The 26,680-nt window shown below is 27.8% G+C and carries 24 protein-coding genes and 4 tRNA genes; 25 read left to right on the top strand and 3 right to left on the bottom strand.

What is annotated here, in order from left to right; translation table 11 throughout:
* Nucleotides 1–272: 272 nt before the first annotated feature.
* The 7 genes from HMPREF9127_RS06590 (at nt 273) to HMPREF9127_RS06555 (ending at nt 5,493) form a co-directional block, all read left to right on the top strand.
* Nucleotides 273–2,297, top strand: a complete 2,025-nt coding sequence (locus HMPREF9127_RS06590; RefSeq protein WP_009448571.1) for a thioester-forming surface-anchored protein — start codon at nt 273–275, stop codon at nt 2,295–2,297.
* 315 nt (nt 2,298–2,612) lie between these two features.
* A complete protein-coding gene (locus HMPREF9127_RS06585; protein ID WP_009449000.1) occupies nt 2,613–2,930 on the top strand; it encodes a pro-sigmaK processing inhibitor BofA family protein in 318 nt (105 codons plus the stop codon).
* Between the two features lie 11 nt (nt 2,931–2,941).
* The gene (tmk, locus tag HMPREF9127_RS06580) at nt 2,942–3,571 is read left to right on the top strand and encodes a dTMP kinase (protein ID WP_009449095.1); all 630 of its coding nucleotides are present in this window, start codon (nt 2,942–2,944) and stop codon (nt 3,569–3,571) included.
* Nucleotides 3,568–3,894 carry a cyclic-di-AMP receptor gene (locus tag HMPREF9127_RS06575; RefSeq protein ID WP_009448942.1) on the top strand — a complete coding sequence of 109 codons (327 nt, stop codon included), beginning with the start codon at nt 3,568–3,570 and terminating at the stop codon, nt 3,892–3,894. Before tmk ends, HMPREF9127_RS06575 begins: the two co-directional genes overlap by 4 nt.
* Nucleotides 3,895–3,902: 8 nt before the next feature.
* Complete coding sequence (locus tag HMPREF9127_RS06570; protein ID WP_009448816.1) at nt 3,903–4,175, top strand: cyclic-di-AMP receptor; 273 nt, start codon at nt 3,903–3,905, stop codon at nt 4,173–4,175.
* Nucleotides 4,176–4,178: 3 nt separating this feature from the next.
* Nucleotides 4,179–4,985: a hypothetical protein gene (locus HMPREF9127_RS06565; RefSeq protein WP_009448887.1), complete on the top strand. Its 807-nt coding sequence runs from the start codon at nt 4,179–4,181 to the stop codon at nt 4,983–4,985.
* A 238-nt stretch (nt 4,986–5,223) separates the two neighbouring features.
* Nucleotides 5,224–5,493, top strand: a complete 270-nt coding sequence (locus HMPREF9127_RS06555) for a Veg family protein (RefSeq protein ID WP_009449060.1) — start codon at nt 5,224–5,226, stop codon at nt 5,491–5,493.
* Nucleotides 5,494–5,587: 94 nt separating this feature from the next.
* Here HMPREF9127_RS06555 and HMPREF9127_RS06550 read toward each other — a convergent pair whose 3' ends face one another.
* Nucleotides 5,588–6,142 carry an ECF transporter S component gene (locus HMPREF9127_RS06550; RefSeq protein WP_009448814.1) on the bottom strand — a complete coding sequence of 185 codons (555 nt, stop codon included), beginning with the start codon at nt 6,140–6,142 and terminating at the stop codon, nt 5,588–5,590.
* A 167-nt stretch (nt 6,143–6,309) separates the two neighbouring features.
* Here HMPREF9127_RS06550 and HMPREF9127_RS06545 point away from each other — a divergent pair, with 167 nt between their 5' ends.
* The 14 genes from HMPREF9127_RS06545 to HMPREF9127_RS06480 all read left to right on the top strand — a co-directional run bounded on the left by HMPREF9127_RS06545 (nt 6,310) and on the right by HMPREF9127_RS06480 (nt 18,338).
* Nucleotides 6,310–7,443 (top strand): THUMP domain-containing class I SAM-dependent RNA methyltransferase, encoded by a 1,134-nt coding sequence (locus tag HMPREF9127_RS06545; protein WP_009448762.1) that lies wholly within the window; start codon nt 6,310–6,312, stop codon nt 7,441–7,443.
* Nucleotides 7,444–7,463: 20 nt separating this feature from the next.
* Complete coding sequence (locus HMPREF9127_RS06540) at nt 7,464–8,573, top strand: SpoIIE family protein phosphatase (RefSeq protein ID WP_255261733.1); 1,110 nt, start codon at nt 7,464–7,466, stop codon at nt 8,571–8,573.
* Nucleotides 8,573–9,838 (top strand): glucose-6-phosphate isomerase, encoded by a 1,266-nt coding sequence (locus tag HMPREF9127_RS06535; protein WP_009448594.1) that lies wholly within the window; start codon nt 8,573–8,575, stop codon nt 9,836–9,838. The genes HMPREF9127_RS06540 and HMPREF9127_RS06535 overlap by 1 nt, the downstream gene beginning before the upstream one ends.
* 7 nt (nt 9,839–9,845) lie before the next feature.
* Nucleotides 9,846–10,424, top strand: coding sequence for an AI-2E family transporter (locus HMPREF9127_RS06530; RefSeq protein WP_255261732.1), 579 nt, complete (start codon nt 9,846–9,848; stop codon nt 10,422–10,424).
* Nucleotides 10,414–11,643 carry a molybdopterin molybdotransferase MoeA gene (locus tag HMPREF9127_RS06525; RefSeq protein ID WP_009448523.1) on the top strand — a complete coding sequence of 410 codons (1,230 nt, stop codon included), beginning with the start codon at nt 10,414–10,416 and terminating at the stop codon, nt 11,641–11,643. The genes HMPREF9127_RS06530 and HMPREF9127_RS06525 overlap by 11 nt, the downstream gene beginning before the upstream one ends.
* Nucleotides 11,633–12,124 (top strand): molybdopterin-guanine dinucleotide biosynthesis protein B, encoded by a 492-nt coding sequence (gene mobB, locus HMPREF9127_RS06520; RefSeq protein ID WP_009448618.1) that lies wholly within the window; start codon nt 11,633–11,635, stop codon nt 12,122–12,124. The genes HMPREF9127_RS06525 and mobB overlap by 11 nt, the downstream gene beginning before the upstream one ends.
* A 133-nt stretch (nt 12,125–12,257) precedes the next feature.
* Nucleotides 12,258–12,333, top strand: a tRNA-Lys gene (locus tag HMPREF9127_RS06515).
* A gap of 365 nt (nt 12,334–12,698) precedes the next feature.
* Nucleotides 12,699–12,774, top strand: a tRNA-Phe gene (locus HMPREF9127_RS06510).
* A gap of 3 nt (nt 12,775–12,777) precedes the next feature.
* Nucleotides 12,778–12,852, top strand: a tRNA-Gly gene (locus HMPREF9127_RS06505).
* A gap of 9 nt (nt 12,853–12,861) precedes the next feature.
* Nucleotides 12,862–12,935, top strand: a tRNA-Cys gene (locus tag HMPREF9127_RS06500).
* A 123-nt stretch (nt 12,936–13,058) separates the two neighbouring features.
* Complete coding sequence (locus tag HMPREF9127_RS06495; protein WP_052635962.1) at nt 13,059–14,531, top strand: UDP-N-acetylmuramoyl-L-alanyl-D-glutamate--2,6-diaminopimelate ligase; 1,473 nt, start codon at nt 13,059–13,061, stop codon at nt 14,529–14,531.
* 95 nt (nt 14,532–14,626) lie between these two features.
* Nucleotides 14,627–16,450, top strand: coding sequence for an asparagine synthase (glutamine-hydrolyzing) (gene asnB / locus HMPREF9127_RS06490; RefSeq protein WP_009448796.1), 1,824 nt, complete (start codon nt 14,627–14,629; stop codon nt 16,448–16,450).
* An 11-nt stretch (nt 16,451–16,461) separates the two neighbouring features.
* Nucleotides 16,462–17,652, top strand: coding sequence for a carboxylate--amine ligase (locus tag HMPREF9127_RS06485; RefSeq protein WP_009448729.1), 1,191 nt, complete (start codon nt 16,462–16,464; stop codon nt 17,650–17,652).
* Nucleotides 17,652–18,338 (top strand): aspartate/glutamate racemase family protein, encoded by a 687-nt coding sequence (locus HMPREF9127_RS06480; RefSeq protein ID WP_009448832.1) that lies wholly within the window; start codon nt 17,652–17,654, stop codon nt 18,336–18,338. Before HMPREF9127_RS06485 ends, HMPREF9127_RS06480 begins: the two co-directional genes overlap by 1 nt.
* 16 nt (nt 18,339–18,354) lie before the next feature.
* Here HMPREF9127_RS06480 and HMPREF9127_RS06475 read toward each other — a convergent pair whose 3' ends face one another.
* On the bottom strand, nt 18,355–18,780 hold the full coding sequence (locus tag HMPREF9127_RS06475; protein WP_218015500.1) for an SGNH/GDSL hydrolase family protein: 426 nt from the start codon (nt 18,778–18,780) through the stop codon (nt 18,355–18,357).
* 20 nt (nt 18,781–18,800) lie between these two features.
* Nucleotides 18,801–20,261 carry an acyltransferase family protein gene (locus tag HMPREF9127_RS06470; protein WP_009449047.1) on the bottom strand — a complete coding sequence of 487 codons (1,461 nt, stop codon included), beginning with the start codon at nt 20,259–20,261 and terminating at the stop codon, nt 18,801–18,803.
* Nucleotides 20,262–20,572: 311 nt separating this feature from the next.
* On the opposite strand from HMPREF9127_RS06470, the gene HMPREF9127_RS06465 reads away from it, so the two are divergent.
* The 4 genes from HMPREF9127_RS06465 (at nt 20,573) to HMPREF9127_RS06450 (ending at nt 26,658) form a co-directional block, all read left to right on the top strand.
* Nucleotides 20,573–21,019: a Dps family protein gene (locus HMPREF9127_RS06465; RefSeq protein ID WP_009448888.1), complete on the top strand. Its 447-nt coding sequence runs from the start codon at nt 20,573–20,575 to the stop codon at nt 21,017–21,019.
* Nucleotides 21,020–21,396: 377 nt separating this feature from the next.
* Nucleotides 21,397–23,100 (top strand): proline--tRNA ligase, encoded by a 1,704-nt coding sequence (locus HMPREF9127_RS06460; RefSeq protein WP_009448498.1) that lies wholly within the window; start codon nt 21,397–21,399, stop codon nt 23,098–23,100.
* A 122-nt stretch (nt 23,101–23,222) separates the two neighbouring features.
* Nucleotides 23,223–25,013, top strand: a complete 1,791-nt coding sequence (locus HMPREF9127_RS06455) for an ABC transporter ATP-binding protein/permease (protein WP_009449038.1) — start codon at nt 23,223–23,225, stop codon at nt 25,011–25,013.
* Nucleotides 25,003–26,658, top strand: a complete 1,656-nt coding sequence (locus HMPREF9127_RS06450; protein WP_009448612.1) for an ABC transporter ATP-binding protein — start codon at nt 25,003–25,005, stop codon at nt 26,656–26,658. The genes HMPREF9127_RS06455 and HMPREF9127_RS06450 overlap by 11 nt, the downstream gene beginning before the upstream one ends.
* Nucleotides 26,659–26,680 lie beyond the last annotated feature (22 nt).

The following is a 26,680-nucleotide window of genomic DNA, read 5'->3' as shown; positions in this document are numbered from 1 at the left end:
AAACGATATTTTTATATAAAAATAAATATTAAAAAAAGTGTAAAAATAGTAGACAGTTTATCTCATATTATGCTATAATTTAGCTAATAAAATTTAAAAAATTTAGTTATTAATTTTAAATATTAATTGGAAGAAATCGAATGCATTTTTAATTATTTTTATATGATAATTTAAATTTGCTGATAGTTTTTACATAAAGTTCAGTAATTCAAAGTTTTAGGACTATTTATAAATGTAAATAGTCTACACTTTAATATGGAAGGAGTAATAAAATGAAAAAAAGAAGTATGCAAATTTTTAAAAGTACAGTTTCGTTTTTGATTATATTTTTGATGGTAATATCAAGTGTGATTCAACCATCTTCAAAAACTAAAGCTGATGGTTTTCCTAATGATGCTACAGGAGTATCACCGGATGGTAAATATTACTCAGCAGGGAATAAAAATCGTTTAGGGATGGTTACATCGGATGAATCGCATACTCCAGTCGAGCTATTCGGTTTTTGCATGGCAAATAGCAAAAAATATCCTGGATATGATGCTGCAAAGGATGAATATTTTGGTGTATATGAACAAATGTTAAATCTAAATAAGGAGAGTTTTAATAAACTTGTTAGAGATAATCACTTACCAGGAGTTGTTTCTACAGGTCATGATGAACTTTGGAATAAAGTATCTAAACTTATTTATATTTATTTGAAAGATCCCACTGATGTTATCGGAAGATCCGGGTGGGCAACTCCACAAGATGCAATTAATGAATTTTATACTGTTGTTCAAAATGAAATATGGCGTTATACAGATGGTTACAAAGTTGATAAAGATAGTAACCAATATTGGTTTTATAAATACTCAAAACAGGGTCAAAAAGCAGTATACTTATTGCGTGAAGCCGTAGATAGTATCAATGTGCCTGCTGATTTTGAACTTCGTGGTTATAAACCCGATGGGGTTCAAGGTCAAATCGGATATCAGGCTATTGTAACCGGTAGATTGAAAAAAGACCAACCAGTTGGAGAAATAAAGACAACAGTAATGGCTGGAGGAAAAACTTCAACTGAAAATGAAGTTGCAACATTAAAAGCAAAGGATATTGAAGGTGGGGTTGAAGTTTCAGACAAGATAACATATAAAGGACTTTATCCAAACGAAAAATATGATGTGATAGGCAAAATTTATGAAGTAAAAGATGGAGAACTTGTTAATCCGGGACATCCGGTTTCTGTAGTTAATAGTGGTGATGATTTAAAAGCGGATACAACAGGAAAAGGTGAATGGACATTAAATTTTGGAAAACTTAATTTAGAAGCAGGAAAATCTTATGTGGTTTTTGAAACGGTAGTTTCAATGGAAAATGTAATAGATACAGATGGAGACGGAAAACCGGATAAGAAACAAGAATTAACACACGAAGATCCGAATGATAAATCACAGACATTTAGAATTTTACCTAAAGAAGAAATTGAAAATGAAGTGGTTTTCAGCAAGGTAAATATAGCAGGTAAAGAAATAGCGGGAGCGAAAATTCAAATAAAAGATGAACAAGGACAATTAGTAAAGGAATGGATATCTAAAGAAAATCAAAGTGAAACATTTAAGTTGAAAGCCGGAACATATACATTCCATGAAGAAGTAGCTCCTAACGGATATTTAAAAGTTACGGATATTATCTTTGAAGTAGACGAACAAGGAAAAGTTACAGTTACGAATGCAAATGGAAATGAAGTAAAAGCAAATGGAAATAAATTAACAGTAACAGATAAGAAAGAAACGTCAAAACCTGAAAATCCGTGGACACCAATGATACCGCCAACAAGAAATCTAAAAGTAACAAAAGAGTGGTTGGGAACAAATGGAAATGAAATTACAGCACCTGTAGATAAAATTGAAGTTGAATTATACAGAGATGGGGAAGCGACAGGACAAAAGCTTGAACTGAATAAAGAAAACAACTGGACAGGAGAATTCAAAAATCTAAAAGTATATGAATCAATAGAAAATTCAAAAACTTATGAGTACACAGTTAAGGAAGTTGGAGAAAAGAATAATTCAGTTAAATTTGATGATAAGATATTCAAGGTAAGTTATTTAGGAAATATGAAAGATGGAATAAAAGTAGTTAATACAGAAAGTCCAGCTTTACCACCTTCAACACCTTCTGAAAAACCTAAAAAACCAAAATTAGCTAAGACGGGAATTGCAACAAGTACATCAATTTATTCAGGAATTTTAGCTATATCAGGTGGAATAATGTTATTCTTGAAAAAAAGAAATCAAAATAAAGATACAAATATATAAAATTTGATTTAAAAATGATATATGATTATAATAAAAAAAGTTAAATAACTAAGGTTAGGGAGTAAAATTTAAAAATTACTCCCTAACTTTTTTATTGTGGAATAACAAGGTTCCCGGGCACCCACCCCGATGCGAAGGATTGTGGAAGGGTGGGGTTCATATATAAAAATCAAAAATTAAAGCTCAATAAATATATTTTTAAACGAATTTTTTTAAAAATAAGATTGTCTTATATTATATTTGTTTTTTGTACGTTTTAATTGATAAAATCTTTACATTGTGATAAAATAATAGTAAGAATAGGAGAGTGATACTTTGGAAAAATTTGAAAAAATGTATTTAGATTCATTAAAATCACTTGATTTTGCCGGTTTAAGTAAATTCTTTTTCGAAAATAGTATTATTTCTTATATTATTGGAATTGTTTTAATTTATATTCTTTTTAAATTATTAAAATTCCCTTTAAAAATTATAAAAAAGATTATTTTGAATTCCATAATAGGATATGTGATTTTATATATTTTAGCAATTTTTAAAATTGTTATTGTTCCATTTACCTATTTAAGCTATTTTTTAGTAGGTAGCTTCGGAATAGTAGGAATAATTTTATCATATTTATTTTATTCATTTTAAGGAGTTAAAAGATGGGATTATTTATTACTTTTGAAGGGCCTGACGGATGTGGAAAGACTTCAATAATAAATTTAATTAAGGAATACTATAAAGATAACGAAAAGATAATTTTTACTAGAGAGCCGGGTGGAACAAAAATATCAGAAAAAATTAGAGAGATTATTTTATCTAATGACAATGATAATATGTCACCACGAACAGAAGCATTGCTTTATTCTGCAAGTAGAGCTCAACATATCGATGAACTTGTAAAACCGAATTTAGAAAAGGGAAATATTGTTATTTCAGATAGATTTGTTTTAAGTTCGCTTGCTTATCAAGGTGGAGGTAGAGAACTTGGAGTTGAAAATGTAAAAAAGATAAATGATTTTGCTATAGATGGAGTTAATCCGGATATGATTATTTTCTTTTATGTTGATCCATTGACGACTTTAAAGAGGAAGTCTTTAAATGAAAATGCCGATAGACTTGAACTTTCCGGAGATGATTTCCATAGTAGAGTTTATGATACTTATATGGAACTTCTTGAGCAAATGAAAGACGATAAAGTTTTAAGAAAAGTTGATGCCACTAAAAGTATGGATGAAGTTTTCGAAAATGTAAAAAATATAATAGATGAAAAATTGGAGGAATTGCTATGAAGATGATAATTGCAATAGTTCAAGATCAAGACTTGAACCCACTACAAGAAGATTTAACTGAAAAAGGTTTCAGAATGACAAATCTTGCTTCAACAGGTGGATTTTTAAGAGCCGGAAACTCAACTCTTTTAATTGGGGTTGAAGAAGAAAAGTTAGAAGAATGTTTGAAAGTAATTGAAGAAAATTGTAAATCAAGAGAAATTACAACATCTGTTTTAAGTGTTACAATGCCGGGTGATGCTTATATTCCTTTCCCAATGGAAGTTTTAGTAGGCGGAGCTACTATTTTTGTTCTAGATGTTGTAGATTTTGTAAGAATGTAGGTGATTTTATGAAACTTATTATAGCAATTATACAAGACCACATAGTTCAAGATGTTTTAACTGAACTTTCAGAAAATAAAGTTAGAGCTACAAAATTATCTTCAACAGGTGGATTTTTCAGAAAAGGAAATACTACTATATTAATAGGTATTGAAGATGAAAAAGTAGATAGAGTAAAAGAAATGATTTTAAATATTTCAAAAAACAAAGAAACAATTGATGATAAAACTGCCAATACTGTAATGTTTGTTCTAAATATGAATCAATTAATAAGGATGTAATCTATGAATTATACTCTTTTCAAGGAAAAGATTGATATTTATGATTTTTCTCAAAACTATATTGTTGAGGGAAGTGAGACTTTTTTAGATAAGGTTTCTAAAGAATTAACTTTAAAGGTTTTAAATCCGGAAGAAGATTTTAAAATTTCCAGAGAAATTGAAGAACAAACACATCCTGATTTGATGATAGTTGAAAGTGAAAGAAATTTCATTTCTATCGATTCAATTAGAAATATGATTAAATACGTTCAAAAAAGGCCTTTAGAGTCAAAATATAAATTGGTCATCATAAAAGGCGGTCAGTTTTTAAGAGCTGAATCATCCAATGCTCTATTGAAAACTCTTGAAGAGTCTTTTGACTATGTTATAATCTGTATTTTAGTTGATTCAAGATATAAATTATTATCAACTATAAGGAGTAGATGTATATTCATTTCGGAGGCGAATTCTTCTGAAAATTTCGATTATTCAGATTATGGTAAATTATTAGAAATTTTATCTCTCTCACTTAAAGGTGAATTTTTAGCTATTTATGATTCTAAAAATAAGGAATATTTACTTAGCTTGAAAGAAGATAGAGATTTCATACCACTATTGTATAATTTCTTTAAAGAATTTTACATTTTTTTAGAGACCGGAAAAGACATTTCAGATAAAAATATTTTGAAAATATTTAAGAATAATGTTAATTTTGATAAAAATAAAGTGGTAAAAATTTTAGAAACTATAGAGATTGTTAGAGAAAATTTGTATAATAATGTGAATTTTCAATTGTCAGTTGAAAAAATATTTATAGCAATTTTAAGATAGATGGAGGTTCTTATGGGAAAATTTAATAATTTTATTCCATTGATGAATGTTGATAGCAGTAAAAATTTATTTTTAATCGTGGGACTTTTAAGTTTAATAGCGATTATGGTTATAATATATCTTAAGAAAAAAACAAATAAATTTAAATTGATATGTTTGACTGCATATATTTTTTATAAGATATATGCAGTTTTTTGTTTTTTGTCAAAATTTAGTAATTTGACTTTATTTCTTTTTTATGTTAAAATATACAAAAGGCGGTGCTGTTATGAATACAAAAGAAAAATTAGTTATGATTAAAAGAGTTTTGAGCAACAACATTGGAAGAAAAGTATTGATTACTATTAGAAGAAGTAAAGAAGAATATGTTGAGATTAAGGGAGTAATTGGAGATGTATTTACATCATTTTTTACTGTTGAGATTGAAACTGAAGAACATAAAACCAGAACTTGTTCTTATTCCTATTTTGATGTTTTGACATCACAAGTAAGTTTAAAGGCAAGCTAATAAAGAATTTTTAGAACTTTGATTTTTCAAGGTTCTTTTTTGTATATAAAAATGAGTGATTATGAAACCACTCATTTTTTAAAAATTTAAAATTTTAAAATTTTTGTAAACTTTTATAAATCATAGGAACTAACGCAGAACATACTATTATTTCCGGGATTCCGTTTGAAACAGCTACTCCGACTAAAAATTTTGCAGGATTAATTTTTAAAACTTCATATATTTGATTTGCACAAAATATATAAGCCATAGAAAGAACACCGAATGTATTAATCATTGTTCCTATCATACTTGCAAATACAACATTAAATATATTTTTGATATATTTTTTTATAAAGTTAAATGTATAATATGTTCCTACTCCTATTAATGCTCTTGGAAGCACTGATACCATAGGATTTATAAACATAAAAGATAGTGGACTTATTCCGGATAAATGTTGAATAAAAGAAAATAATCCAAAAATTAGTCCGACAAAAAAAGATACTGTAGGTTTTTCGATTAAGGCTATTAAAATTATCGGTATATGAACAGTAGTTATTCTAACAGGTCCCAACGGAATAAATCCAATAGGAGAAAGTGATAAAATAATTACTATAGCACTTAATATTCCAATTTTTGTTATAGATTTTGTTGAAATATTTTTCATAAATTCCTCCTTGGTTTTTCATAATAAAGTCGTGTATATTATAACAAAAATTTCAGAAAAATTCCATAAGTTTCAATTTATTTTGTTTTTTTATGCAAATTTGGTATAATTATATCAATGATGGATGAGTTTTTATCATAGTAGATTTTTATATAAATGGAGATATAATGAAAAAAATAACTTTAATTGCTACTTGTGCTTTTGGCTTGGAAGCTATTGTTAAAAGAGAGATAATAAAACTTGGTTTTGATGATATAAAGGTTTCTGATGGGAAAGTAGAGTTTTTAGCAGATGTAAATGATATAGCAAAAGTTAATTTATGGGTTAGATGTGCAGAGAGAATTTTACTTAAAATGGATGAATTTAAAGTTTTAAGTTTTGAAGATTTATATCAAGGAATTAAGAAGATAAAATGGGAAGAATTAATTTCAGTAAATGACAAATTTCCTGTAAATGCAAATAGTGTAAAGTCCAAACTTTTCAGTTTGTCCGATATCCAAAAGATTACAAAGAGATCAATTGTTGACAGACTTAAAAATGTTTATGGAGTTGAGTGGTTTGATGAAACTTCAGATGCTTTGTATTACATAGAAGTGTCCATTTTAAAGGATATTGCAACAGTTACTGTTGATACTTCAGGAGAGGCTTTACATAAAAGAGGATATAGAAAAAGAGCAGGAGATGCTCCGCTTAAGGAAACTTTGGCGAGTGCTATGATTAGTCTATCTTTTTGGGATCCGAGCAGAGTTTTTTATGATCCTTTTTGTGGGAGCGGAACTCTTTGCATTGAAGCATATATGATAGGCAGAAATATTGCTCCCGGAATTATGAGAAATTTTGCTTTTGAAAATTGGAATTTGTTGGATAAAGATGCTTTAAAAAATGAAAAGAATAGAGCAAGAGCATTAATTGATTATGATAGAGAATTAAAAATTTTAGGGTCAGATATAGATAGACGTTCGATTTTAAGAGCTAGAGATAATGCCGATATTTTAGGTGTAGAGGATGAGATTTCATTCTTTATAAAAGATATGAGAGATGTTGATTTATATAATGAATATGGTGTTGTAGTTACAAATCCGCCTTATGGTGAACGTATGGGGGATATTGAAGAAGTTGAAAGGCTTTATAGAGATTTTGGGAAAAAGTTTAAAGAATTAGATACTTGGTCTGTATATTTGATAACAAGTATGGAAAATTTTGAAAGACTATATGGAAGGAAAGCTGATAGAAAGAGAAAGTTATTTAATGGAAGAATTAAAGTTGATTTCTATCAATTTTACGGTCCTAAACCAAAATAACAGGAGAAAACAGTATGTATATGGATAAATTTACACATTGTAATTTTGAACTGGTAGATTTTATGGAAGATTTAGTCAGAGTTTTTGATAAAACCGGACTTATTGTCTATACCAACTCCAGTATGAAGAAATTTTTAGAAAATGAAGAGGGAAAGTTTTGTGTGTTTTCTGATGAGGATATACATAAAAATGACAAAAATTTTTCTTCTTTAAAATGTGTTGCTCCGATTGGACATAAAGAAGATGTTGAAACTGAATTGTTGTCAGTTGGAGAAAGAGATTTTTTGGTAAAGAGTAGTCCGATTTTTGATGACAAAAATGAATATTGGGGTTGTATTGAAGTCTTTCGAGATATTACAGAGGGAAATAGACTTCAAAAAGATTTAATAAAATATCAACAGATGATAAAAAATGATATGTTGACAGCTTCAGATATACAAAAGACCTTATTGTCTAAATTAAGTCATAGTGAAGGATTAAATTTGGAATATAAATATATATCATCAGATCAATTATCAGGAGATTTTTTTGATGTTATTGAATTACCAAATAATAAAACATGTGTTTATATTGCTGATGTTATGGGACATGGTATTTCTGCAAGTATGGTAACAATGTTTATAAAATTTTCTGTTAGAATGTTAATTCATGGAAGAAAAATTGAACATCCGAGAGAAATAATAAGAGCTTTATCAAAAGAATTTTCAAAACTTAATTTAGAAATGTACTTTACAATTTTTTTAGGTATTTACAATAAAGCAACTTGTGAGTTTGAATATTCAAATGCAGGGCACAATTCTATACCGATTTTATTTAATAAGGATAAAAATGTCAGATTAGAATTAAGCGGTTTGCCTATCTCTTGGTTATTTCAAGATAGTAGATACTCCGTAGGGAAAGCAAAACTCTGTCATGGAGATTGTGTTTTATTTTATACAGATGGACTTACTGAAACAAAAAATAAAAATAGAGAAGAATATGGAGAAGAAAGATTTTTTAATGTAGTAAATAAATATAAAAATTCATTATCTGATGAAGAGCTCTTAGATAAACTGGTTAAAGATGTTTCTGAATTTAGATGTGGAATTCAAGAAGATGATATTGCATTATTAAGTATGAGGGTTTTATAATGACAGATAATTTTGAGCTGGATTTTTCAGAGGATTTAAGCTTTAATAATTATGAAAAAGAGGCTTTTAAGGCATTAGATTATATTTTAAATAAAAATGGATTAGGTAATAAATTTTTAGGTTGGGTAACTCATCCGGAAGTTTATGATAGAGAAGAATACTCAAGAATGAAAAAACTTTCTGAAAAAGTTAAAAAATCAGAAGTTCTTATCGTTATTGGAGTAGGAGGTAGTTTTCTCGGTTCCAAAGCTATTATAAAGGCATTAAAGCCTTATTTCAAGCAAGAAGGATTAGATATCATATTTGCCGGAAATAATCTAAGTGGAGATTACTTGAATGAATTAGTAGAATATATAAAAGATAAAGATTTTTATATAAATGTGATTTCAAAATCAGGAAGTACATTTGAAACAGCTATTGCTTTTAGGGTTTTAAAAGAATTATGTGAAGAAAAATATGGAAAAGATGCAAAAGATAGAATTATTGTTACAACTGATGCAGAGTGTGGATTGTTAAAAGAATTTAGTGATAAAGTTGGTTATGAAACTTTTTGCGTTCCTAATGATATAGGTGGAAGATTTTCGGTTTTAACAGCAGTTGGACTATTTCCGATTATGTGTGCAGGTATTGATACTGATGCAATTTTACTTGGAGCAAATGACGGTTTAGAAGAATATACTAAAAAAAGCTTGGATAATATTTCTTTAAAATATGCAATTATCAGAAATGTAATGTTTAGATATGAAAAAAAGGAAATAGAATATTTAGTCGCTCATGAATTTAAACTTTCCTATCTTCAAGAATGGTGGAAACAATTATTTGCGGAGAGTGAGGGGAAAAATGGAAAAGGACTTTATGTAGAAAGTGCTATTTTCACAAGAGATTTACATTCTTTCGGGCAAATGATTCAAGACGGAAATAAAATAACCTTTGAAACTATAATTGAGGTTGAAAACTTAAAAAATGATATTATTATTCCTTTTTCAGAAGAGGATTTTGACAAATTAAATTATTTGGCAAAAAAATCACTAAATGATATAAATAAAGTTGCTGTTACGGCGACAAGAAAGGCACATACGGATGGAGATGTTCCAACGATTAGAATTAAAGTTCCAAAACTTGATGCTTATAATATTGGAAAGTTGATTTACTTTTTTGAAATGTCTTGTGCAATTTCCGCTTATATGTTGGAGGTCAATCCTTTTGATCAGCCGGGAGTTGATAATTATAAAAAAAATATGTATCAATTATTAGAAAAAATGTAAAGGAGGAATGAAGATGTATCTAAACTATATAAAAGCTATGTTAAGAAAAGGCAAAAAAACTTTTAAAGATTATTTACAAGTTCAAGGGATACTGATTTTATTGGCATTACTTACTTCATTAGTTGCTGTTTACCTTATGAATTATCCGGGAAAATTTAAAGCCGGATTAATTATGGGGGTTTTAGAAGCTGTTCCAATAATAGGAAATGGACTTTATCTATCTTATCAGATTTTAATTAATCTGGTTAAACATGAAGAAGTAATTTCATCTAATTTAGCAATATTATATCTTACAATATTGAGTGTAAGATTGGTTTTAGAGCCAATATTATTAGGAAGAAAAGTTAATTTTAGAATTGGAATTATAATATTTTTAGCACTTATTTTCAAAATTATAGGTGGAAATAAGTGGCTTTCTGTAATTACTATTATCATATTTATTCTAAATACTTTAATAAATCTTAACGATATTTATTCTTTTGACCAAAAAAGAAAAATAAGAGAAAGAAAAGAAAAAAGACTTAGAGAAAGAGAACTTAGAAAAAAATATGATTATGAAAATATAGGAGATGAACATGATAATTAATAATTTTTCACCAATTGAATTAAAAGAAGCTAGAAAACTGGCTGAAGAAATTAATGTAGAAGAAAAATTTGAAAATTTATATTTTAATGATGCTTTAGGAAAAGTTATTGCTGAGGATATAATTTCAAAAGTTAATATACCTAATTTTGCCAAATCACCATTGGATGGATATGCTTTTAGAGAAGAGGATGTTGTAAATGCAAGTAAAGATAATCCTATTACATTGGAAGTTATTGATGTTATAATGGCAGGGGATGTTTCTGAAAAGTCAGTTTCTAAAGGACAAGCTGTTAGATTGATGACAGGTGCAAAAGTTCCAAGCGGAGCAAATTGCATAGTGAGGTATGAAGATACTGAATTTAACGAAAAAGAAGTTAAAATTTTTTCTCCAATTGGTAAAAATAAAAATATAATCGGACTTGGTGAAGACGTAAGAAAAGGTGATGTAATAATTAAAAAAGGTACATTTCTAACTCCTGCAGAAATCGGTGTTTTAGCCAGTCTTGGAATTCCCTTTATTAAAGTTTATAAAGCTCCTACAGTAAGTGTGTTTGCTACAGGAAGTGAATTGCTTGATGTTACTGACGAAATGGAAGACGGAAAGATAAGAAATAGTAACAGTTATACGATAGAGCAACTTGCAAAAGTCTATAATGCAGAAGTTATTCAATATGGGAAAGTTAATGACGATTTGGATACTTTGGTTGATATGTATAAAAAAGCTATAAGAAATAGTGATATAGTTATTTCTACAGGTGGAATTTCTGTTGGAGATAGTGATTTTGTTTTAACTGCATTGGATAAAATAGGGGTTAAAACCATTTTTACAAGAGTTATGGCAAAACCGGGCGGACATGTTTTCTTTGGAGAATATGAAGGAAAATTCATATTTGCATTATCCGGAAATCCTGCAGCATCTTTTATGAATTTCTATCTTTATGTTAGACCTGTAATTTTAAAATTACAAAATAGAAATGTTGATATGCTTAAAGTTAAAAGTGAATTAATTAACGGATTTAATAATAAGGCGAAAGTAAATAGAATTTTAAGAGCAAATACTTTCTACAAAGGCGGAAAATTCTTTACAGAAATTGAAGAAAGACAGGAATCCGGCGTTTTATCTACAATGGTTTCAAAAAATTCCATAGTTATTGTTCCAAGTCAAACTGAAATATCTAAGGGAGAAATTATTGAAACGGAGTTTTTATATGAAAAATAGGGCAATTTCCATAGTTGGAGAATGTTCTAATGTTGGAAAGACAACTTTGATAAAAAACTTGTTGAAAATATTTTCTAAAGAAGGATTAAAAGTAGGAGTTGTAAAACATCATCACAAAGAATTTGATTTTGACAGAGAGGGTAAAGATAGTTATATATTCTCACAGTCTGGAGCTAGTTGTGTAAAAATGGTAAGTCCTAATAGAGTAATAACAGTTGAAAACTTAAATTATGAAAAATCATTAGATGATGTTCTAAAAACAATGACTGAATATGATTTTATTTTAGTTGAAGGATATAAATGGGAAAACTTAGATAGAATTGAAATTTATAGAACGGGATATTCAACAAAAATAATTTCTGAAAAAGAAAAATTAATTGCAATTGTTTCGGATATAGAACATAATTTTGATATAGAGCAATTTAAACCTAATGATTACGAAAAAATTGCAGAAAGAATAAAAAAATATTTTAATATTTAATTGAGATGTCTGACATCTCAATTTTTTTATATAAAATAGATTTTATAAAATTTTTCAAGTTCATTTTAAAAAAGTACAATAAAAGACTTGACAAATTAAAACAAATGCTTTATACTATTTAGGTACTGAATATGCACCTTTAGCTCAGCTGGTAGAGCACCTGACTCTTAATCAGGGTGTCCAGGGTTCGAGCCCCTGAAGGTGCACCAATTAATTTTTAGGTTATATTATATGCCTGGATAGCGAAAGTCGGTATAAGAGAGTAACCAAAATATCGAGATGAAATCGAAGATATTTTGAGTTAATATCTTAGTCTAGTGCGAAGCACGAGAGAATGAGCTATCTAAAAATTGAAAAAAGTAAGTATATATAATATAAAAAATTCGAAAAATTGAATATTATGCCCAGATAGCGAAAAGTCGGTATAAGAGAGTAACCAAAATATCGAGATGAAATCGAAGATATTTTGAGTTAATATCTTAGTCTAGTGCGAAGCACGAGAGAATGAGCTATCTAAAAATTGAAAAAAGTAAGTATATATAATATAAAAAATTCGAAAAATTGAATATTATATGCCCAGATAGCTCAGTCGGTAGAGCAGAGGACTGAAAATCCTCGTGTCGGTGGTTCGATTCCGCCTCTGGGCACCATTTGCGGGAGTGGCTCAGTGGTAGAGCATCGCCTTGCCAAGGCGAGGGTCGCGAGTTCGAATCTCGTCTTCCGCTCCATTTCAATTTGGCGACATAGCCAAGTGGTAAGGCAGAGGTCTGCAACACCTTCATCTCCAGTTCAAATCTGGATGTCGCCTCCAAGGTCTCTTATGAGACCTTTTTTGTTTATATAAAATTATTAGAAAGTGTGAGTATTTTAAAAATTTTATATGTTTTTTGAATACTATATTTTATAGATAGGAGTTAGATATGTTAGCTAATGAATTGTTATCTTTTATAAAGGTAAAAAAATTTATGGAAATATTGAAAATATAAATATAGACTATATTTCACAAGATAATAGAAATATAAAAGAAAATACTGCTTTTATTTGCATAGAAGGTAATACTGTAGATGGACATTCGTTTGTTGAAAGTGCTGTAAAAAATGGTGCTAAATTATTAATAGCGTCAAAAGATGTATCTGACAAGTCAGGAGATATTCCCGTTGTTTATGTTAAAGATACATTAAAAGTTATGGGACTTCTAGCTAATGTGTTGTATAAATATCCAAGTGAAAAATTATTTATGGTTGGGATAACAGGAACTAACGGAAAGACAACTACAAGTTATTTAATTAATCATATTTTTGAAACTTGTGATATGAAAACAGGTCTAATAGGAACAATACATCACAAAATAGGAAATAGAATAATTCCTACAAAAAATACAACTCCTATTTCTGTAGATTTGCAAGGATTTTTAAATGAAATGGTAGTTGAAAATTGTAAATGTTGTGTAATGGAAGTTTCATCTCATGCATTAGCTTTGGATAGAGTTTTAGGTTGTGATTTTGACTGTGCAATTTTTACAAATTTGTCTCATGAACATTTGGAATTGCATAAGACAATGGAAAATTATGCGAATACAAAGGAGCTTTTATTTACACAATTAGGACATAATTTAAAGAATGGAAAGTTAAAAACAGCTATTTTAAATAGTGATGACGAATATTCAAAAAAATATGCTGAACATATTCCATCAGAAATTATTACTTATGGAATAAATGATAAGAATGCTGATTTTTTTGCTGATAATATTTCATTTGATGATTGGAAAATGAGATTTGATTTACATTTTTTAGACGAAGTATATAAAGTTGAAACTAATTTAGTTGGAGTTTTTAATGTCTATAATGTTTTAGCAGGAATTTGTGCAGGATATGTAAAGGGAATTTCTATTCAAGATATTATTGAAGCACTAAAGAGTTTTTCAGGTGTGAGTGGTAGAATGGAAATCGTTCAATCAAATGAAAATTTTAAAATAATAATTGATTTTGCTCATACACCTGACGGACTTACAAATGTGCTTGAAACTTTGAATAAAGTTCCTCACAATAGAATTATTACTTTGATAGGTCATAGCGGTGGAAATAGAGATTCCAGCATGAGACCTGATTTAGGAAAAATTGCTTTGGAAAATTCTGATGAAGTTATTTTTACATCAGATAATCCAAGACATGAGTCTATTAGCAAAATAGTAAGTGAGTTAGTTTCTAATTGTGATAAAAACAATTATACAGTTGTTGAAGATAGAAAAAAGGCAATAGAATATGCTTTTGAAATTGGAAGAGAAAATGATATTGTATTACTTGCGGGAAAGGGTGCAGAGCCTTATCAAGTTATAGGAGATGAATATTTTCCATATAGCGAGATAGAAACTGTTAAAGAAATTATAAAGAATAGAAATAAATTTTAGTATATGATATAATTAAATTAGTTTGTATATTAGAAATGATTTGATAATTAAATGATTCAGTTGTTAATTCTTTTGAAGAATTTTAAGGAGAAATTATGTGTGGATTTGTAGGATTTTACAGTAAAGATGTAAAAGATGAAAATGTAATAAGAGAGATGAATAATCAAATAATTCATCGTGGTCCGGATAGTGACGGATATTATTTTGACAATGGAATTAATTTTGGCTTTAGAAGATTAAGTATAATTGATTTGAATGAAGGTTCACAACCGATTTTAAATGAAAATAATGATGTGGCTATAATTTTTAATGGAGAAATCTATAATTACCAAGAAATAAAAGATGATTTGTTAGAAAAGGGATATAAATTTAAAACTAATACCGATACGGAAGTTATTTTACATGGTTATGAAGAATATGGTGAAGAAGGCATTTTAGCTAAATTAAGAGGAATGTTTGCTTTTACTATTTGGGATAGTAAGAAAGAAAAACTTTTTGGTGCAAGAGATCATTTTGGAATAAAACCATATTACTATACAATGATTGATGGAGATTTTGTTTTCGGTTCAGAAGTTAAGTCGTTCTTAAAATATCCAAAGTTTAAAAAAGAAATTAATGAAAAAGCATTGAAGCATTATTTAGTTTTTCAATACAATCCTTTAGAAGAAACATTTTTCAAAGGTGTAAAGAAACTTAGACCGGGACATTATTATATTTTTGAAAATGGGAAACTTGAAATAAAGAGCTATTACAATTTAACTCTTGATTATAAGGAAATGACTTTTGATGAAGCTGTAAGCAAGATAGAAAAAGAAGTTGAAGAATCAGTTAAGTATCACAAGATAAGTGATGTTGAAATTGGTTCTTTCTTGTCAGGTGGTGTTGACTCAAGTTATGTTGTTGCAACAGCAATGCCTAACAAAACTTTTTCTGTAGGTTTTGATAATAAAGGCTTTGATGAAACAGTTTATGCAAAAGAGCTTTCAGATAGATTAGGGATTGAAAACTTTTCTAAAATAATAACTCCTGATGAATTTTTTGACGGAATAAATAAAGTACAATACTATTCAGATGAGCCACATGCAAATCTTTCTTCTGTTGCTCTATATTTCTTGTCAAAACTTGCATCTGAACAAGTTAAGGTAGTTTTATCAGGGGAAGGAGCAGATGAATTATTTGCCGGATATAATGAATATGCAGAGGCTCTTCCACAAAGAATTTACAAAAAATTACCATTTAGTTTAAGAAATAAGTTATATAATAAATATAAGGATAAAAAGCATTTTAGCGGAAAGACAATTATAATGAAATATGGTCAAAAGGTTGAAGATAGATATATAGGACCTGCAGAAATAATGTCTGATGAACAAGCTAATTTACTTTTAAAAGAAAAATATCAAAATTCTGAAACTTCAAGAGATTTAACTAAAAAATATTATGATGAAGTTAAAGATATGGATGATGTATCTAAGAGATTATATCTTGATATGAAAATGTGGATAGTTGACGATATTTTGCTTAAAGCAGATAAGATGACTATGGCAAATTCTATTGAGCTTAGAGTTCCACTTTTAGATAAAAAGATGTGGGAACTTGCAAGAACAATTCCTGTAAGACATAAAGTTCATAATGAAATAACAAAATATGCTTTTAGAAAAGCTGCTTTGAACAAATTACCTGATGATTGGGCTAAGAGAAGAAAGTTAGGTTTTGTTGTTCCTTTTGTTTTATGGATTAAGGAAGAAAAATATTATAATATTGTTAAAGAAACTTTCAATAAGGATTTTGTAAGTGAATTTTTTGATGTGGAAAAAATCAATTCACTTCTTGACGATCACTTTAATAATAAAAACAATAATGGTCGTAAAATTTATACTATTTATACATTTTTAAAATGGTATGAACAATATTTTAATTAAGAGGTAAAAGAATGAACAAAGCTGTTGTTTTAGGTTGTAATTACTATATAGGACTTAGCATAATAAGATGTTTAGGACGTGAAGGAATTCATGTTGTAGCTTGTGATTATGACTTTGATAATTCCTATGGAGCAAAGTCAAAATATATATCTGAATTTTTAAAAATTGATAATTTGAATAAATTTGGAGAAGAGGCTTTTGTAGGATTGATAGAATATGGAAAAAAACAAGAAGAAAAACCTGTTTTACTCCCAACACATGATAAATATGTTGAATTTATAGATGAATATTATGATGAATTGGAAAAATATTATTTAATCAGTCAAGCTAAAGGACTTAATTCAAAATTATTGGATAAATGGACTTTATATGATATTGCAAAAGAAAATGGAGTTAAAATTCCGGCAACAATTAATGCAAATGACGAAAATTTGGTTGAAAAAGTAAAAAATGAAGTTGGATTTCCTTGTATAATCAAGCCTGTTGATACTGTAAAATTTACTAAGATTTTTAGAAATAAAGTTTTTATCTGTAATAATGTTGAAGAGATGGAAAATGGAATAAAAAAAGCAAAAGACAATGATATTGAAATATTTGTTCAAGAAATTATTCCAGGTTTTGACGATTGTATGTTGACTTATGATTATTACATTGATAGAAGTGGAAAGACTACTCATTATATGACTGCTCAAAAGCAAAGACAATGGCCAATAAATTTTGGGGCATCTTGTTTTACAATTCAAAAATACAATCAAAAATTAATTGATATGTCAAAGCCTTTCTTAGAAAATATAGGATATCGAGGTTTTGGTGAAATAGAATATAAAAGACATGAAAAAACAGGAGAAATCTATCTAATAGAAATAAATGCTAGGACTACTAATTTTAACAATTTGATTTATAAAGTTGGAATTAATATGCCTTATATTGCTTATCTTGATTTAACCGGAAATTTAAAAGAAAGTGATTGTAAGTATATTGATTACGATACAAATTACGCTTTTATTTATGGTTTTGAAGATATGGTTGCAATTTGGCGTTATAAGAAAACAAAACAAGTTGGAATTTTGAAATCTTTAAAGATTTCATTTTCAAGCAAATGGGCTCCTGCAATTTTTGCTACTGATGATTTAAAACCTTGGTTTTTCTTTAATAAAATTCTATTGGGAAAAGTTTTTAGAAAAATATTTAGGAGGAAATAGTGTATAAATTAGGAGTTATCGGAGGCATGGGACCTTTAGCAACTGTTAAGTTCTATGATAAAGTTGTTTTAAATACTGAGGCACACAATGATAATGAACATATTGATTTAATAGTTTTAAATCATTCAACAATGCCGGACAGAACAAAATGTATCATAGAAAAAAAAGATACTGATTTTTTAAATGAAATAAAAAAGGATTTAGAAATTTTGGATAAAATTGGTGTAGATGTAGTTGCTATTCCTTGTAATACAAGTCATTATTTTTATGATGAATTTAAAAACTTTGCAAACTTAAAAATTATTAATATGATTGAAGAAACTATATTAGAAATCAAAAGAAAAGGTATAAAAAATATAGCAGTTTTTGGAACTCTTGGAACTCTTAATTCAAAAGTTTACAATAAATATGCAGAAAAAAATGGAATAAAGGTAAAGGAAATTACTTTAGACGATAAAAATTCCGTTATGGATATTATTTACAAGATTAAGGAGACAAATAATTTAGAGAATAAAGACTTTATTGAAATTCTAAATAAATATTGTGATGATGAAACTATTGGAATAATAGCTTGTACAGAACTTAGTCTTTTGGATATTTCTAAAAATATAAATACCATTGACGCTTTGGATGTACTTGTAAATAAGAGTATTGAATACAGCGGAGCGAAAATTAAAAAAATATAAAAATACTAAAAGGGGCTTAATGCCCCTTTTTTAAATGTTTAGTTAATTCAGTTTTTAATAGATTTATATATTCTTTTACACCTTCTTCATTTGGATGAGTAGCATCTTTGTAGAAAAGATCTTTTTTGTTTTTAGCAACAGCATACCAATCTATCATTTCTACATTTTCCATTTCTTCAGCAATTTCTTTTATAGTTGTGTTTACCTGTTCTTCCCAAGGATCCGGAATGACACAATTTATTAGAAATATTTTTTTACTTTCTAAAGAAAGTAAATTTGCTTTGAATTTCTGTTTATTTATTTTGTAATTGCTTCCCAAGTGAATTATCACAATATCTTTTATATTATTTTTTTCTTTCAAATTCTCCAAAACTTTTGGTAAATCCCATGCTTGACGGCTAACTTTTGCATCTATTATAGCATTTTTAAATTCATCTTTCATTTTGTCCGAAGCGGAAAGCATTATGCTGTCTCCAATAAAGGTAATGTCAATTGTAGAAAAATCAATATTTTCAATATGTTCTTTTGGTTTTTTATATCAAAATTTTCTTTTGAAATTTCAAAATTATTTAACTGTGAATTTTCTTTGTTCTCTTTTTGTATATTTTCAAGTCTATTTTTCAATTCTTCAATGTCATCAGATTTTTGAGTAATTGATAGAATGGATGTTGAAAATATTATAAATATTGCCAAAATACCAATTGCTGAAAATAGATTTCTATTTTTTATATCTTCATTACATTTTTCATTTATATAACCTAAATAATTAATTTTTCTTTCAAAAATTCTATAACTTATTTCTGCAAAAATTATTGAAAATAACAGTTCTATTAAAATTAAATAGACAATTGAGATTTTACTCCATTTTAGATAATCTCCGATAAATATTGTTATTGGATATTGCCATAAATAAAGGCTATAACTTCTCTTTCCAATTTCAGTTAGAGGAGTAAGACACAGAAATTTATTAACTATATTATCTTTTAAAAGTATTGTAATAATTAATAATCCTATTAAAAATGAGTAAAAATACATTCCAAATTTATAAACTATCTCCATTTTTGCATCTAATATTACAGATGTATAGATTATTAGAGCAAAAAGCAAAATTGATAAAATATCAATACATATATTTTCACTTTTTGAAAAGTTTACTTCTTGAACTTTATTTCTTGGATATATACATGCAAAAAATGCACCAATTAAAAAACTAAAAGCTCTAGTATCTATACCATAGTAAATTCTAGACACATCAGTATTAGGATTATATAAGATATACATTGTAGTTGCTGAAAAAAGTGACAAAATAATTATTACTACCGCAATGCTTTTTCTTTTTAACCTAAATGTCCTATATAGTAAAGAGATTAAAATTGGCCATATTAAATAGAATTGAACTTCTAATCCTAAAGACCACAAATGAGTAAAAGGGTTTGGATTTCCGTGTGAGTCAAAATATGAGAGTCCATGTATTATTTGATATATATTGTTTATCCCAAAAAGGGAACTAAATAAATTTCCCACATATCCTCTTAACATATCATTAAAAAATAATAATACGAATAGGCTGACAATACTTAGCATTGGAAGAAGTGGAGTATACAATTTTATAAATCTTTTTTTCCAAAACTTTATAATATCCAAATATTTATGTTCATCCATTTCTCTTAAGAAATTATCGGTTACTAAATATCCGCTTAACACTAAAAAGATTACAACTCCCAAGTATCCTCCGGAAACAATATGAGGAATTGTATGATATAGCATTACCAAAATAACCGCTATCGCACGAAGTCCGTCAAAACTTTTAATATGATTTGTATCATTAATTATTTTTTTGTCTTTTTTAAAAAAATTTCTTATTTTTATTTGTTTTAATCTATCTAAATTTATATTGTTAATTATATTTTTTAAGTCTTTCATTTTTTATCCTTCATAATTTTGTTCATTAGAGATTATAACAGAAAATAAAATAAAATCAATTACAAAAACGTTACAATTTAGGGCTTTTTCTAATGTTTGAAATTAAAAAAATCTATCAATTTCCATTTGGGAAATGAATTTGTGAAAAATATTTATTAGTACAACCATATACAAGTTTTTAAATACAATTTTAAATAAACTATCTCCACAAACAAGCAAAAAAATTTTTAAAAAATTTTTATAAAAAAATTTTACTTTTTGTTAATTGGGTATATAATGTTTGTAAATGATAATATATTAGGAGGATAAAAATGAAAGATTTTAAAAGTTTAAATGTTTATTTATCAAACATTGCAGTTATGACTACTAAATTACATAACTTACACTGGAATGTAGAAGGAAGAAATTTCTATCAAACACATATTTTTACAGAAGGATTATATGACAAATTCTTCGAATGGTATGATGAAGTTGCTGAAGCAATTAAAATGAGAGGTGGATTCCCATTTGCATCATTAAAAGAATATGTTGCTAATGCTACTGTTAAAGAATTAGAATCTAAGAAAGTAACAGTTGATGAAGTTAACGAAATAGTTATGAATGATTTAGCTGCTCTTAAAGAAGAAGCTACAAAAATTAGAGAAGAAGCTGATAATGATGGAGATTTCATAATTGTTTCAATGTTAGAAGATCAAATTGGAGAACTAGAAAAGAATGTTTGGTTCTTAAGAGCTTCAAAACCTTGTTGTCATAAATAAGAATAAAAAATTTAGGTTGAGTTTATACTCAGCCTTTTTTGTTCCAATTTTTAGTTTTAATAATTTAATATTGACTTTTTATGCTAAATTTAATATAATTTATTTGTTAGATATTTAGTGATGATAAGAAATAGTAGATTATTTATGTATATGTAGAGAGAAGTTGCTTGGTGAAAAACTTTTATGCAGGTAATTGAACCTATCTTTGAACTTGTATTAAAAATACAGGGTTGTGCCTTATAGCTTTTGAGTATAAATTAGAGTGGTACCACGGCTTTCGTCTCTTGGAGATGATTGCCGTTTTTTTTATTAATTATAGAAGTCATTTTATAAAAATCATCACAAAAATTAATTTATTATTATGGAGGAAATTTATTATGAAAATGAAAAGATATTATATGCCAACACTTAGGGAAGATCCTCAAGAGGCAGAAATTATAAGTCATAAATTGCTTTTAAGAGCAGGAATGATAAGAAAAACTGCTGCAGGAGTTTATTCTTATCTTCCACTTGGATATAGAGCAATTAGAAAAGTAGAAAATATTGTAAGAGAAGAAATGGATAGAATGGGTGGATATGAAATTTTAATGTCTGCACTTCAACCAAAGGAAATATGGGAAGAATCAGGAAGATGGCAAACTTTTGGACCTGAAATGTTCAAAGTTAAAGATAGAAATGAAAGAGAATTTTGTCTTGGACCTACTGCTGAAGAATATTTTACTACTTTGATAAGTGGAGAAATTAAGAGTTATAAACAATTACCTTTAAATATTTATCAAATTCAAACTAAATATCGTGATGAAAAAAGACCACGTTTTGGTATAAATAGAGCTAGAGAATTTTCAATGAAAGATGCTTATACTTTTGATGAAAGTCCTGAAATGATGATGGAATCTTATAAAGAAATGTGGAAAGCATACGAAAAAGTTTTTAATAGATTAGGACTTAATTATAAAATTGTTGCCGGAGATGCAGGAGCAATGGGAGGTAATAGTTCACATGAATTTATCGCTCTTTCTGATGTTGGAGAGGGAGTAATCTGCTATTGTGATGAGAGTGGATATGCAGCAACTGATGAAAAAGCAGAAGTTATTTACAAAGTTGACGAAAGTGGAGATGAAAGGGAACTTGAATTAGTTTATACTCCAAATTGTAAAACAATAGAAGATGTTGGAAACTTTTTAAAACAAGATGCATCAAAATGTATTAAGGCGATAGATTTGATTGTTGCAGGAGAACCTGTTATAGCATTTATTCCGGGAGATAGAGAGCTTAATATGACAAAACTTTGCGCTTATCTTGGAGTTCCTGAACATGAAGTTGAAATGATGGATGAAGAAACTATTATAAAAATAGGTTCATCTGCAGGATATACAGGACCTGTAAACTTAAAAGTAAGAAAGATTTTAGATAAGAGGGTTACTCTTATGAAAAATACAGTTGTTGGCGGAAATAAGGCAGACCATCACTACATTAATTGTAATTTTGGAAGAGATTTTGACGGAGAAATTGCAGACGATTTACTTATGGTTCAAGAGGGAGATGTTTGTCCTATAAGTGGTAAGCCTTTGAAATTTGCAAGAGGTATAGAAGTTGGAAATATCTTCCAACTTGGAACAAAATATTCTAAATCTTTAAATGTAACTTTCTTGGACGAAAATGGTGTTAGTCAATATTTCTGGATGGGAAGTCATGGTATTGGTATTACAAGAAGTATTACTGCGATTATTGAACAAAATAATGACGAAAAAGGAATTATTTGGCCAATTCAAGTCGCACCATATCACGCAATAGTTACAGTTGTAAATATTAATGATGAAGATCAAATGAAACTTGGTGAAAAAATTCATGATGAATTGGAAACTCAAGGTGTTGAAGTTATGCTTGATGATAGAAAAGAAAGAATAGGCGTTAAATTTAATGACAGAGATTTAATTGGTATTCCTTTAAGAATTACTGTTGGTAAAAAAGCTAATGAAAATATAATTGAATTTTCAACAAGAAGAGAAATGGAAAATGTTGAAATGTCTTCTGAAGATGCAATAAATAGAGTTGTAGAAGAAGTTGGAAAGATAAAATAATTTTAAATACCACATAACGTGGTATTTTTTCAGGGATATATTGAGATTGATTATATTTTTAATTATCTTCTTAATTGGGTATCATATAAATAGTTAATATTAATTTGTATAAGGAGTTTTTTATGGATAGTGATTTCAGTACAAAAATTCAAAAGCAAAAAATAAGTCGTGAAAGGCGAAAAGAATTAAAAAATAGATTAAAAAAAGAATTGGGAGATAGGATGAGATTTGTCTATATAGCATCTTTTTTATCTTGGATTCAGTTTTTGATGAGAATAATTTCTTTTGGATTTATAGCAAAAGGCTTTTCTAATTTATATAATAAAATGGAGTTTAGCCTTTTTACTTATGCAATAATTGTTATAGGATTAAATATTTTAGGTTTTGGGATTTCAATTTTTGCTAAAAGATACCAAGGAGTAGCATCTCAATTTGCGAGAGATAATTTAAAAGTTAAATTTTTTGATGCCTTTTCCAAAAGTGAAGAAGAAGTTTTTAAAGGTTATTCAACAGCTGATGTGCTTACTGTTGCATCTCAAGGAATTGACAGTTTGGATACATTTTACAGCAATTATTTATCTACAACTTTAAGGACATTTTTTAACTGTGCGACAATTTTATTGGTTGTAGCCTTTATTTATCCTTTAGGTGGTTTGGTATTTTTAATCAGTATTCCATTTATTCCCGTTTCAATAGTGTTAATACAAAAGCGTTCAGCAAAAATTATGCAACATTATTGGTCGACTTATATGGATGTAGGCAATTTATTTATGGATGATTTAAAGGGATTAAATACTCTTTATTCTTATAGTGCTGATGCCATTTATGAGAAAAAATTTAATGAATCCGCCGAAAAATTCAGACTTTCAACTATGGAACTTTTAAAATTTCAACTTCAATCAGTTGGATATATGGACGGAGTTATGTATCTTGGAATTGCAATTTCAGGATTTTTAGCAGTTCTTTCAGTTTCAAAAGGGAATATATCAATTTTTAATTTTATTTTCTTTGTTTTGATTGCAACTGAGTTTTTTACTCCAATCAGAGAACTGGGATACTGTATGCATTTACTTATGATGAATACTAAGATGGCAGATAGAATTTTTACTTTTTTAGATAGTGTTAAGTTAGAAAAGAAAAAAGACATCTCAAATATAGAATTGGAAAGTATAGATAATATTGAATTTAAAAATTTATCTTTTTCGTATGATGATAGAAATGTTTTAAATAATATTAATTTAAGTATCACTAAAGGTAGTTTATTCGCAATAGCAGGAGAGAGTGGACTTGGAAAGAGTACATTTGCTAAAGTTTTGTTTAAAAATCTTGAGAATTATTCCGGTGAGATTTTGATAGATGGAAAATCTTTAAGAGATTTTTCAAAGTCTGATATAAATTCTCTAGGTTTTTATGTATCTCCTGATTCCTATGTCTTTAATGAAAGCATTATGGATAATTTGAAAAAAGCTACAAAATTATCTGAACACGAAATTTTAGAATGGATTGAGGAGAAACATATTCTAAAATTTGTAAAGACTTTGCCTGATGGTTTTAATACAATTATCGGAGAAAACGGAAGATTGATTTCTCCTGGTCAAAGACAACAGATAATTTGTGTTAGAAGTTTACTTGCAAATAGAAAAATTTACATTTTTGATGAAATGACTTCAAGTGTTGATACCGAAAATGAAATAGCGATTTTGGATTTAATCAAAATGATTTCTAAAAATTCCATTGTTATGTTTATTTCTCATAAGATGAAACAGGTTAATAAAGCTGACTTCGTTTTATTTATGGGAAAAGAAAAAAGTTGGGATTTTGGAAAACCTGAAGATTTATATAATTCAAATTATGAATACAAGATGTTACTGGATAAACAAAATGAAATGGAGGCAATTTTAAATGAAAGATAGTATAAAATTGATTATCAGACTTATAAATTTTATGAAAAAATTACTCCCAGTAATTTTGTTGGCTGTATTTTTTGCTGTTTTCGGCTTTTTGATTACAGTATATATTCCTGCAAGAATTATTTCATTGGGATTTGATGCACTTAATGGAGAAAAAATAAAAATAATATCTTTGATAGTTTTAGTCATTCTTGCGATTTCAAGAGGACTTTTCAGATATGGAGAGCATTATTTCGGACATTTTGTTGCTTTTAATGTTTTGGCTGATTTTAGAAGAGAAATTTTTTCAAAACTTAGAAGACTTGCTCCGTCAAAACTTGACTCTCAAGACAGCGGGGCTTTACTTAAACTGATAGGAGAAGATGTTGAAGCGTTGGAAGTATTCTTTGCACATACTCTAGCTCCAATTACAACAGGGACTATTGTTTCAATAGTTTTAATTGTATATTTTTTACAATATAATTTTCATTTAAGCTTAATTGCAATAATTGTATATTTTATACTTGCAGTTATTATTCCAAATGTATTTTCAAGCAAATTAAAACCACATCTTGAAATTCAACAAAAATATAGAAAATCATATACTTCATATTTCTTGGAAAGTTTAAGAGGGATGAAAGATTTACTTCAACTTGGAGTTGAAAAGGAAAGATTTGAAAATTTGACAAAAGAAAGCAGAATTGTAAATAAAAAGGAAAGAAATGTTGCAAAATTAAATTTCTTACAATTTTCATTTAGTTTTTTAACAATAGGTTTTGGAGTTTTTACTTTTGCTTTTGCGGAATTTATACTTGTAAATAAAAATATAATAAGTATTAAAGATGCAGTAATTACATTGGTTGTTTTCAGTTCATCATTTGCTCCTTTTTTAGAGTTAAGCAGACTTCCTTTAGGATTGGGTCGTGCATTACAAGCTGCAAAACAAACTTTTAGTTTATTAGATGAAAATGAGCCTATTGGAAATGATGGAAATAAAGAAATTGAGAAATTAAATGAAATAAAATTTGAAAATGTTGATTTCTCTTATCCTAATAGAGATAAGAATATTTTTGAAAATTTGAATTTACATTTTGAAGATAAAAAAATTGTCGGACTTGTTGGAGAAAGTGGATCCGGAAAAAGTACATTGATGAAAATGGTAATGAAATGGTATATGGCTAAATCCGGAAAAATATTTTTAAATGATGAGGATATTTTAGATATAGACAGTAGAAAACTACAAGAAAAAATTGCTTATATTCCACAATTTCCACAAATTTTTTCTCAAACAATCAGAGAAAATTTAGTTTTAGGAAATGAAAAGATTAGCGATGAAGAAATTTTAGAAATTGCAGAAAAATGTAGATTAAAAGATAAGATTTTATCAACTGAAAATGGACTCGATACTAAAATAAATTCTGAAAAAGTTATTTTTTCAAGTGGAGAAATGCAAAGACTTGAACTTATGAGGGCATTGTTAAAAAGATCGGATGTTTATATTTTTGATGAACCTACAAGTAATTTAGATACTTTAAATGAATCAATAATTTTGAATTTGATTAAAGAAAATTGTAAGGGAATGGTATTTTTGATCTCTCACAGAATGAGTACAGTATCATTTTCAGATGTTGTATATAGAGTAGAAAATGGTAAATGCTTTAAAATATAGCCTTGAAGATTAAGATGAAATA

Origin of the sequence: Parvimonas sp. oral taxon 393 str. F0440, assembly GCA_000223315.2 — a bacterium.
Taxonomy (GTDB): domain Bacteria; phylum Bacillota; class Clostridia; order Tissierellales; family Peptoniphilaceae; genus Parvimonas.
This window is presented reverse-complemented; position numbering and strand designations above follow the sequence as displayed.